At 72.5% G+C, this 9,843-nt stretch carries 9 protein-coding genes; 2 read left to right on the top strand and 7 right to left on the bottom strand.

What is annotated here, in order from left to right:
* Positions 1-10: 10 nt before the first annotated feature.
* Entirely contained in the window at positions 11-1,336 is a 1,326-nt protein-coding gene (locus ACZ5CW_RS11435; protein WP_468600082.1) for a condensation domain-containing protein, read from the bottom strand.
* 109 nt (positions 1,337-1,445) lie between these two features.
* Between ACZ5CW_RS11435 and ACZ5CW_RS11430 the strand changes: the two genes are divergently transcribed.
* Together ACZ5CW_RS11430 and ACZ5CW_RS11425 are read left to right on the top strand one after the other, a co-directional pair.
* Positions 1,446-2,432, top strand: coding sequence for a ferritin-like domain-containing protein (locus ACZ5CW_RS11430; protein WP_468600081.1), 987 nt, complete (start codon positions 1,446-1,448; stop codon positions 2,430-2,432).
* 38 nt (positions 2,433-2,470) lie between these two features.
* A complete protein-coding gene (locus tag ACZ5CW_RS11425) occupies positions 2,471-3,562 on the top strand; it encodes a methyltransferase domain-containing protein (protein ID WP_468600080.1) in 1,092 nt (363 codons plus the stop codon).
* Between the two features lie 53 nt (positions 3,563-3,615).
* Here ACZ5CW_RS11425 and ACZ5CW_RS11420 read toward each other — a convergent pair whose 3' ends face one another.
* The 6 genes from ACZ5CW_RS11420 to ACZ5CW_RS11395 all read right to left on the bottom strand — a co-directional run bounded on the left by ACZ5CW_RS11420 (position 3,616) and on the right by ACZ5CW_RS11395 (position 9,776).
* Positions 3,616-4,449 carry an alpha/beta fold hydrolase gene (locus ACZ5CW_RS11420; protein WP_468600079.1) on the bottom strand — a complete coding sequence of 278 codons (834 nt, stop codon included), beginning with the start codon at positions 4,447-4,449 and terminating at the stop codon, positions 3,616-3,618.
* A 14-nt stretch (positions 4,450-4,463) separates the two neighbouring features.
* Positions 4,464-5,924, bottom strand: coding sequence for an NAD(P)/FAD-dependent oxidoreductase (locus tag ACZ5CW_RS11415; protein ID WP_468600078.1), 1,461 nt, complete (start codon positions 5,922-5,924; stop codon positions 4,464-4,466).
* Positions 5,925-5,930: 6 nt separating this feature from the next.
* A complete protein-coding gene (locus ACZ5CW_RS11410; protein ID WP_468600077.1) occupies positions 5,931-7,142 on the bottom strand; it encodes an FAD-dependent oxidoreductase in 1,212 nt (403 codons plus the stop codon).
* Between the two features lie 74 nt (positions 7,143-7,216).
* Positions 7,217-8,020, bottom strand: a complete 804-nt coding sequence (locus ACZ5CW_RS11405; RefSeq protein ID WP_468600076.1) for an ABC transporter permease — start codon at positions 8,018-8,020, stop codon at positions 7,217-7,219.
* Positions 8,017-8,805, bottom strand: coding sequence for an ABC transporter permease (locus ACZ5CW_RS11400; RefSeq protein ID WP_468600075.1), 789 nt, complete (start codon positions 8,803-8,805; stop codon positions 8,017-8,019). The genes ACZ5CW_RS11405 and ACZ5CW_RS11400 overlap by 4 nt, the downstream gene beginning before the upstream one ends.
* Positions 8,802-9,776, bottom strand: coding sequence for an ATP-binding cassette domain-containing protein (locus tag ACZ5CW_RS11395; RefSeq protein WP_468600074.1), 975 nt, complete (start codon positions 9,774-9,776; stop codon positions 8,802-8,804). The genes ACZ5CW_RS11400 and ACZ5CW_RS11395 overlap by 4 nt, the downstream gene beginning before the upstream one ends.
* Between the last annotated feature and the right edge of the window lie 67 nt (positions 9,777-9,843).

Genomic DNA, 9,843 nt, shown 5'->3' with positions numbered 1-9,843 from the left:
CCCGCGGTACTCAGCAGACTCGGCCGAAGGGCAGGTCGGTGTTCTGGGAGACGCGTTCGGCCGCCGCGACATAACGCTCTGACAATTCGGTGGCGAATTTCTCGTCGAGTCGTCCCTCGTTGTAGAAGAGCAGCACGTGGAATCCCTCTTCGTGTGGCACCAGAACCAGTTCGAGTTCGAATCTGCTGCCCACTCCGTCGGGGACCAGTACGTCCAGGCCGAGGCCGCCCGCGGTGGTGCTGTAGACCGGCTCGGCGAGCATCTGGAAGACGATGTCGTCGGCTCTCGCCCCCTGGCTCTGTGCCTCCCGCAACGGCAGCAGCTGGTAGGGGACGCCCTGGTTGAGGAAGGCGCCGGTGACGGTGGCATGGGTGGCGCGCAGGGCCTCCAGGACACCGGCGGCGGGGTCGAACCGGGTGCGCAGCACCACCATGTTGGCCAGGAACCCGACGGTCCTGCGCAGCTCGGGCCTGGTCCGGTTGGCGTACAGGGAGGCGACGGCGAGGTCGGTGTGGCCGGTGGCCTGGTGCAGCACGGCGTAGTAGAGGGTCAGCAGCAGCGCGAAGAGGGTGCTGCGGCCGGACCGGGCGGCCTCGCGCAGGCCGGCCACCGTGGCCCGGTCCAGTTCCCGCCGCACCAGCGCGGTACGGCGCTCGCCCGGGACCTCCCGGGCGGGCAGCGGGGACAGGGCGAGCCCGGCCAGACGGTCGTGCCAGTACTCCTGCTGTCCGCGCAGTTCACCGCCGTCCAGGGCGGTGCGCTGCCACTCGGCGAACGCGCCGAACGGCAGTCCCGGCGGCGCTGGTTCGGCGCTGCCGCCGCGAGCCTGGTCGAGGAGGGCGCACAGGTCCTGGAAGACGACGCCGCACGACCAGGAGTCGGTGACGAGGTGGTGCATGTTGAGGCACAGGACGTGGTCGCCGTCCGCGATCCGCCACAGCGTGACGCGGAACGCGCTCCGCGTCGGGTCGATGCGGGTGGCGAGTTCCTCGGCGACGGCTTCGCGCAGTGCCCGCTCGGGATCGGGCTCCCCGTCCAGGGGCCGCACCCTGAGGTCGACGGGCGCGGACGCCCGCACGAGTTGGCGCAGATTGCGTCCGCCGCCCCGGAAAACCGACCGCAGGGATTCGTGACGGGAGATCACCGCCGCCAGGCACTGCCTGAGCACCTGCGTTTCCAGCGGGCCTCGAATTCGGCACATCATCGGGCAGTTCAAGGCGCCGTCGTGTCCCCGATATCGGTCCAGGAACCACAGCAGCCGCTGTCCGGCGGAAGGCTCGATCTCTCGCTCTTCCGGTTCTCGCTCTTCTGGCTCTCGCTCTTCTGGGCTGGCCACGCGGTCAAGCTACCCGTGGCCGGAAGAAGGCCGGGCTTTCACTGAAAGATGTTTGGCGGCATTGAAAGATTTCTCCCGGTACCCGGTGCGTGCGGTTAGCCTCGCCCGCATGCAGGACCTCGATCTTCAGGCCCGGGTGCACACCCGCCTGTCCTGGGACTACACGGCGAGCACCCCCCGGCTTCAGAGTCTCACCCGCCGCGCCCACGCGGGTCAGTGGGACGCGGACCGCGACATCGACTGGTCGCTACCCGTGCCCTTCGGCGCCCCCCTGAGCGACGGGACCGACCTGGCGAGGGCCTCGTTCGAAGCCTCCCCGATGGCCGGGCGGGGACGCCCGATGTGGGACGCCTTCCGCTGGGAGCTGCAGGCCTGGCTCGTCAGCCAGTTCCTGCACGGCGAGCAGGCCGCGCTCACGGTGGCGGCACGGCTGGTGGAGTCCCTGCCGACGGTCGAGGCGAAGCTGTGCGCCGCGACCCAGGTGACGGACGAGGCCCGGCACGTCGAGGTGTTCGCGCGCTATCTGCGCGAGCACGTCCCCGTCCCGTACCCGATCAACGCGGACCTGCGTGCCCTGCTCGAGGACGTGCTGCGCGACTCGCGGTGGGACGTGACGGCACTCGGCATGCAGATCATGGTGGAGGCACTGGCGATGGCCGCGTTCCGGCTGGCCGGCTCCACGTTCCACGACCCGCTGATCCGCCGGATCACCACCTTGGTGGCGCGCGACGAGGCCCGGCACGTCTCGCTCGGCGTGGTCTCGCTCGAGGAGGCGTACCGGGAGCTGTCCAGCCGTGAGCTGGCAGAGCGGGAGGAGCTGGTGGTGGAGGCCGCCGCGCTGATGCGGCGGCGTTTCCTGCTCGCCGACATCTGGGAGCGGCTGGACGTGGACCGGTCCGCCGGGCTGGCCTACGCCGCGACGGACCCGGCGATGGTGCTGTACCGGCAGACGGTGTTCGCGCGCGTGGTGTCCTCGCTGGTGCACATCGGGCTGATGTCGGAGCGGGTGCGTCAGGGGCTCGCGGACCTGGATCTGCTCAGTTACGGGACGGTGCCCCGCCGGCTGTCCCGACGGCCGTCCGGCCGGCCCGCGTGAGGGATTCCCGGCGGTCGAGTCGGAGGGATGCGGGGCACATGACCATGGAAGCGCAGGACACGGAGAGTTCGGCACGGGCGCTGTCGGTACGGCTGTTCACGGCCGGGCTGGGCGCGGCGGAGCTGATGACCGCCTACCTGGGCCTGCGGCTCGGTCTGTACGACGAGCTCGCCAAGTCCCCGGCCACCGCCGGCGAACTGGCCCGGCGCGCCGGGGTCGATCCGCGCTACGCACGCGAGTGGCTGGAACAGCAGGCGGCGGCCGGGATCGTGACCACGGACGAGTCCGAGCCGGACGCCGCCCGGCGCGTGTTCACCCTGCCCGCCGGGCACGCGGAGGCGCTCACCGACCCCGACAGCCCGCACTCGATCGCACCACTGGTGGTGCTGCCGATCGGCGGGCTGTCCGCCGTCCTGCCGCGGCTCGCCGATGCCTTCCGCTCCGGGCAGGGGGTTCCGTACGCCGCGTACGGTGGCGAACTGCGGGGCGGGCAGGAGGGGTTGAACAAGTCGGTGTTCCGCCACCAGCTCGCCGGCTGGATCGCGGCGACCCTCCCGCAGGTGCACGCGGCGCTGTCCGGCGAGGGCGGCCGGATCGCCGATGTCGCCTGCGGCACCGGCTGGTCGTCGATCGCCCTGGCGCAGGCCTACCCGCGTGCGCGGGTGCACGGCCTGGACCTCGATGACGCCTCGGTGGCGGACGCCGTGCGCAACGCGCGGGAGGCCGGGGTCGCCGAGCGGGTCGACTTCGAGGTCCGGGACGCGGCCGACCCCGCGCTGGCCGGACGGTTCGACCTGGTCTGCGTCTTCGACGCGCTGCACGACATGGCTCGCCCGGTCGAGGTCCTCGGCGCGTGCCGCGCGCTGCTGGCGGACGGTGGCAGCGTGCTGCTGATGGAGCCCAACGTGGGCGAACACTTCCGGGCACCGGCGCCGGAGACCGAGCGGTACCAGTACGCCGTCAGCGTGCTGCACTGTCTGCCGGTCGGCAGGGTGGAGGAGGGGTCTGCCGCCACCGGTACGGTGATGCGGCCCGGCACGGTGCGGGCGTACGCGGCGGCCGCGGGCTTCCGGCAGGTACGGATCCTGCCGGTCCGGCACACCTTCCACCGCCTGTACCACCTGAGCTGACAACGGCCTGCGGCCGGCCCGCGTCCTGTTCGGCGCGGGCCGGCCGACCGCGTTCAGCTATGCGCCGCCGTCGGCCCTCCGGTGCCGAGGTACTCGTCCAGCAGCCGGTTCACCTCGGTCGGCTTCTCCAGCAGGGCGGCGTGGCCGCTGTTCTTGATCTCCCGGTACTCGGAGCCGGGGATGAGCCGGGCCAGTTCGCGGGCCATCGGGTAGGGGGCCATGATGTCGTGCTCCATGCCGACGATCAGGCAGGGCACGGTGATCTTGGCGATCCGCTGCGGATCGGGGGCGTAGGCCGCCGAGGCCTCCGCGTGCCCGAGGGCCCCGTGCCCGCCGGAAGCGGCGAGTCCGCGCAGGCCCTCGAGGTAGGGCCCGATGAAGGCGTCCCGGTTCAGCGCCCGCGGGCCGAAGAGGTACATCGCCCGGTAGATGCCCTCCGTCACCGGCGGCATCACGGCGCCCGACCGGAGCCGCTCCAGGGCGTCCTCGCGGATCGCCCGGTGCAGCGCGCTCGGCTTCCACGGCACGCCCACCAGCGCGGCACGGGTGAGCAGGTCGGGCCGTTCGACGGCGAGTTCCAGGATGATCGTCGCACCGAGCGAGTAGCCCACGATGGCGCACGGCCCGATGTCGAGCTGCTCGATGAGGGCAGCGGTGTCCTCGGCCAGGCCCTCCATCGTGTAGGGCGGCGGGGTCTCCTCGGACGGCTGCACCCCCCGGTGGTCGAAGGTGATGACCCGGTGCCCGCGCTTGGTGAGGAAGGGCACCTGCGTCTGGTGGAACAGGTTGGCCTGGTGCTGTCCGGCGACCAGGAGCACCGGGGAGCCGTCCGGGTCCCCGAAGATGTCGTAGCTCAGTGTCACGCCTGTCTTCAGTGCGATGTCCACGCTGTCGTCCTTCGTCAGGTACGGGCCCGTGGGCCGGTCCCCTTCGCCGGGATGCCGGCGGAGGGCAGAACCGAGGGAGTGGAGGCGCCCGTGACCAGGGCCTCGAAGGTGGCGCGGTCCGGGCCCTCGGCAGGGTTCTCGGGCATCGGGTGCTCGCGCAGGAAGGCGAGGATGCGCCGGGACACGGCCCGGTCGCTCATCAGGTCCTGCGGCGTCATCAGCATGTGGTACAGCCGCAGCGAGGCGCTGCGGATGCGCTCGTCGTCGTCGCGCAGCACGGCCATCGCCCGGACGAACCGGTTGGGCAGATCGTCGGCGGGCGGCGCGTGCTCGCCGCGGAGTCCGGCTCGCAGCTGTGCGAGCCGGGCGCGGTCGGTGGCCCGCTGGATCTCGAACCACACACCGAGGTTGTCGTCGGTCCAGCGCTCGAACCGCTCGGTGTACGCCGCCGGTTCGGCCGCCGCCCGCTCCGCGGTGCGCGCGAGCTGCCGGGCGTGGACGAAGGCCAGGGAGACACCGCGGCCGAAGGTGGGGTTGGTCTGCAGGGCGGCGTCGCCGACCACGACCAGACCGGCGGCGACCGGCCTGCCGTCCGTGTCGAGCAGCGTCCGGCGGCGGTTCTCCAGCCGGCCCATGGGCGCGGGGTCGTCCAGGGGCAGACCGCGCTCGCACCACTCGGCCGTGCTCGGCACGGCCTGCAGGAAGCGGGTGAAGATCTCCGGCTCGCGCAAGCGGTGCTTGTACGGGTCGTCGACGGCCACGGTGGCGGAGAGCTGGAAGGTGTCGTTGTCACCGGGGAAGGCCAGGGCGGTGCCGTAGTCCAGCTCGGTGACGATGGGGACGGTGGTGGACGGGAAGGAGCAGCCCGGGCGCAGCCGGTAGTGCCGGGTGAGGTAGAAGAAGCCGCACGGCTGGACCGTCTCCCGGGGGGCGGCCAGGCCCGCCGCGGTCAGCCATCGCGCGAGCTGCGAGCGGCGGCCGCCCGCGTCCACCACGAGATCGGCGGTGTGCTGGGTGCCGTCCTCGGTGCGCACGCCGGTCACCCGGGGCAGGCCGTCGGTGTGGCCCGCGGTCAGCAGGGCGGTCACGCGTGCCCCGGTGACCAGCGTGACCCCCGGCTCGGCCGCGGCGGTCCGGCGTACCACCGCCTCGTAGACCAGGCGCCGGCTGAGGACGGTGGCGTCCTCGGAGCCGGCCTCCAGCGGTGTGACGCGGGCTCCGCGGGCGGCGAGGGCGGCCGGCAGGTCCGGGCGCTCCTCGCGCAGGACCCGGGTGGACAGGGCGAGGAAGGCGTGTCCCTGGCGGGCGTGCGGCACTTCTCTGCGTTCCCAGTCGTGCCAGTCGTCGTCCGCGCCGGCTCCGGGCGGTGGCGGGCCGCCGCCCTCCAGGACCGTGACCCGGTGGCCGCGCCGGGCGCTGAACAGCGCGGTGGCCGACCCGGCGAGTCCGGCTCCGATGACCAGGATGTGGGCCACGGCCGGTCACCGGTCCGCGGCGGTCAGCGGGGTGGACCAGTCGACGCGGTAGCCGTAGACCGACTCGGCGTTGCGCAGGCCGAGTTTGAGGAAGAACGGCAGCATCAGGTCGCGTACGGCACGCCCCACGGGCCCGCCGGGGGTCATCTGCCCGCCGGTGCGGCGCGCCTGCCGGACCAGGTCCTCGACCCGGGGGCGGCGCAGCGCCTCGAACGCGGCGAAGGCGGCGCGGGCGTCGGGCAGGTCGCGCAGGCACTTGGCGAGGACGGCGGCGTCCTCCATGCCGAGCGCGGCTCCCTGGCCCAGGTGCGGGGAGATGGCGTGCGCGGCGTCCCCGATCAGGGTCACGTCGCCGCGGTGCCAGGCGGGCAGGGACGGCAGGTCGTACAGCGGCCACCGTCCGATCGGCCCGTCGGTGGCGCTCAGGATCTCGCCGACGAGGGCGTGGTCGCCGGCGTGCCGGCGCAGCAACTGCTCCCGCCACTCCTCGTCGGTGACCGATCCGGCCCAGCCGCGGGCGGGTTCACGGGTCCGGGTGTGGTTCTCGAACCAGTAGACCTCGCCGCCGGGCAGCACCTGGTATCCGAAGAAGCCGCGCAGCCCGAACATCATGCGGAAGGTGCCGTCCGGGTCGCCCGGCGCGCTGGTGCGGGCGAACCCGCCGGAGCCGATGCCCTGGGTGAAGCACGGTGCGGGGGCTTCGGGGAACACGGCGGCGCGCGTGGCGGAGTTGATGCCGTCGGCCCCGATGAGGATGTCCCCGTCGGCGGTGGTGCCGTCGGCGAAGACCGCCGTGACCTCGCCGGGTCGTCCGCCCTTCACGTCGACCAGGCGCTTGCCGAACTCGACGCGCGCTCCGGCCCGCTGGGCACACTCCCGCAGTGCCTTGTTGAGCAGACCGCGCTTGACGCACGTGGTGTGTTCGGGGTTGCTGCCGATGGTGCGGCCCCGGTGGTTGGTGAAGACGAGCCGGGTGGTCGGGGCGCCGTGCCGCAGCACGGTGTCGTCGATGCCGAGGGTCTGCAGGACGCTGCGTCCGTTGGGGCCCAGGTTGAGGAAGGAGCCGGCGTGGTCGTCCGGTCCGGGGCGGGCCTCGTACAGCACGGGCCTGTAGCCGCAGCGGATCAGGAACAGGGCGAGCACCGGGCCCGTGATGCCGCATCCGGCGATGAGCGCGCGCCGCTCGCCGGGCACGGGGAACACGGGTGTTTCAGGCATGACGGACTCCTCATTCTCCGTGGACCGCGCCACGGACGACGGAACTCCCTGGGACTCGGCGAGGGGGTCGGTCCTCAGCCGGCCACGAAACCGCGGAACTTGCGTACGGTCACGAACGCGCACAGCACGCTCACGCCCACCGTCCAGGCGACGGTGGCGAGCACGGGCACCAGCACCGGCCCGCCGTGCGACAGTCCGACCAGCGCCTCGACGGCGGTCGAGACGGGGTTGGCCGCGACCACGGGGCGGATCGCGGAGGGGAAGGCGTCGTACGGCATGTAACCGGACGACAGCATGGTCAGGGTGAGCGTGGGCAGCTGTACCCAGCGCATGATGACCGGCGGATACGGGGCGGACAGTGCCGCGACCACCGCGATGGAGGTGCACATCAGCCCGAACAGGGCGACGAGCAGGAAGAAGCCCAGCGCGGCGGCCACGCCCTGCCTGAAGCGGAATCCGGGGAACTGCGCGATCAGCGCGACGAGGACGGCGATGCCCAGGCTGCGCACCAGGTCGCCGAGCATACGGCCGAGCAGGACGGACAGGGCGTTGATCGGCATGGCCCGCAGCCGGTTGAAGACGCCGCTGCGGATGTCCACCCAGAAGGCGATGGCGCTGGAGCCGATCGCGGAGAAGGCGGTGACGAGGATGATCAGCGGGGCGAGGCGGACGACGTAGCTCTCCCCCAGGGTGTCCCGCACGATGATCTTGAACGCGGCCAGCAGCATGAACAGCTGCAGCAGCGGAAACCCGAAGGTGGACAGCAGCATCATGGGGCTGCGCACGAAGTGCTTGAGCACCCGGCCGCCGATGAGCGTGGACTGCGCCCACAGCCCGGTCGCCGGTGCCGGTACGGGGGTCGGGCTGGTCGCGGTCACTGGGTCACCTTCCGGAACGCGCGTGCGGTGGTCCATCCGAAGAACAGGGCCAGTCCCGCGCACCAGAGCACGGCCGGCACGATCCGTCCGGTCGTGGGATCGCCGGTGGACAGCGCGCGCAGCGCGTCGATCACGGCGGACACCGGCGAGTTGCGCACGACGGGCTGGAGCCAGCCCGGGAAGAGCGAGGCGGGTACGAACCCGGTGGAGACCACCAGCAGGGGCAGATACGGCAGGTAGAGCGCGGCGGCCAGCGCCTCCTGGTTGCGCAGGGTCAGCCCGAGGGTGGCGGTGACGGCGGCCAGGGCGACCGTGAAGGCGACCGCCACCAGGAAGAAGCCGGCCGCGGCGGCCGCCCCGGCGTGGAACCGGAATCCGGCGAGGTGCGCGACGAGGCAGATCACCACGGTGGAGGTCAGCGCCTCGGCGGCGACGACCAGCAGCCGGGCGGTCCCCAGGGCCGGACTCGCGATCGGCATGGTGCGCAGCCGGTTGAACAGCCCGCTGCCGCGGTCGCCGGCCAGGGACATCGCGGAGGCGATGGCCACGAACATCAGCGCCTGCACGATGATGGTCGGGGTGACGAAGCGGCCGTAGTCGATGCCTTTGGCGTCCAGCATCCGGCTGAAGGTGGCGTAGAAGATGCCGAAGAACACCAGCGGCTCGACCACGGTGCCGATCAGCGCGCCCCCGCTGAAGGAGCGCCGGAAGTCCCGTTCGGCGAGGACCCGTACGTCGTGGACGAGTCCGGGTGAGGAGACCGGGGCGGGCGCGAGGGTGGTCATGCGCGGGCCTCCGGGACCGGGCTGTCGGCCGTGGCACCGGTGGTGCCGGAACGGTCGGCGGTGAGGGCGAAGAAGACGTCGTTGAGCGTGGGCGGGTGCACCGCGACGTCGTCGGCGCGGATCCCGCCGGCTTTCAGGACGTCGATGACCCCGCCGAGGTCCGCCACGCCGTCCACGGGCACGACGAGGCAGTCGTCGCGGACGTTGACCGCGGCGGTGGCGGCGAGGAGTTCGGCCGCGCGGGCGCGGACGGAGTCGTCGGTGACGACCACCTCGCAGACCGACCCCCCGGTCTGCTGTTTCAGTTCGCGGGGGGTGCCCTGGGCGATGACGCGGCCGTGGTCGATGACGACGATCCGGTCGGCGAGGGCGTCGGCCTCGTCCAGGTACTGGGTGGTGAGCAGGATCGCCATCCCGTCTGCGGCGAGGGCGCGCACGGCGTCCCACAGGGTTTCGCGGCTGCGCGGGTCGAGCCCCGTCGTGGGTTCGTCGAGGATCAGGACGGGACGCGGGACGACCAGCCCGACGGCCAGGTCGAGTTTGCGTCGCATGCCGCCCGAGTAGTGCCCGACGGGCCGGTCGGCGCTCTCCCCCAGCCCGAACCGGTCGAGCAGTTCCTCGGCCCGGGCCGCGGCGCGGGGCTTGGGCAGGCCGAGCAGCCGGGCGAAGAAGACCAGGTTCTCGCGGCCGGTGAGGCTCTCGTCGACGGCGGCGAACTGCCCGGTGACCGCGAGGCCCGCACGCACTCCGTGCGGATCGGCGAGCAGGTCGCGACCGGCCACGGTGGCGGTGCCGCCGTCCGGGGTGAGCAGGGTGGTGAGGCAGTTGATGAGCGTGGTCTTGCCGGCCCCGTTGGGTCCCAGCAGTCCCACGACGGAACCGGCGGAGACGGAGAACGACACGTCGTCGACGGCTGTGTTCGGTCCGAAGCGTTTGCACAGCCGTTCGATGGAGATCACGGCGTCGGACACGGGAAAGCCCCTCTCTTCACGCCGGAGGTGCGCACGTCTCGGGCGAGCGCACAGGGCCCTCCGAAGC

It is taken from the genome of Streptomyces sp. NPDC031379 (assembly GCF_055569615.1).
The sequence above is the reverse complement of the archived record's forward strand: the minus strand, read 5'-3'. Positions and strand labels throughout refer to the sequence as shown.

Excerpts from the sequence above, each read along its gene's own strand:
- ACZ5CW_RS11410 (WP_468600077.1), bottom strand. The coding sequence starts at position 7,142 with ATGCCTGAAACACCCGTGTTCCCCGTGCCCGGCGAGCGGCGCGCGCTC.
- ACZ5CW_RS11400 (WP_468600075.1), bottom strand. The coding sequence starts at position 8,805 with ATGACCACCCTCGCGCCCGCCCCGGTCTCCTCACCCGGACTCGTCCAC.
- ACZ5CW_RS11430 (WP_468600081.1), top strand. The coding sequence starts at position 1,446 with ATGCAGGACCTCGATCTTCAGGCCCGGGTGCACACCCGCCTGTCCTGG.
- ACZ5CW_RS11425 (WP_468600080.1), top strand. The coding sequence starts at position 2,471 with ATGACCATGGAAGCGCAGGACACGGAGAGTTCGGCACGGGCGCTGTCG.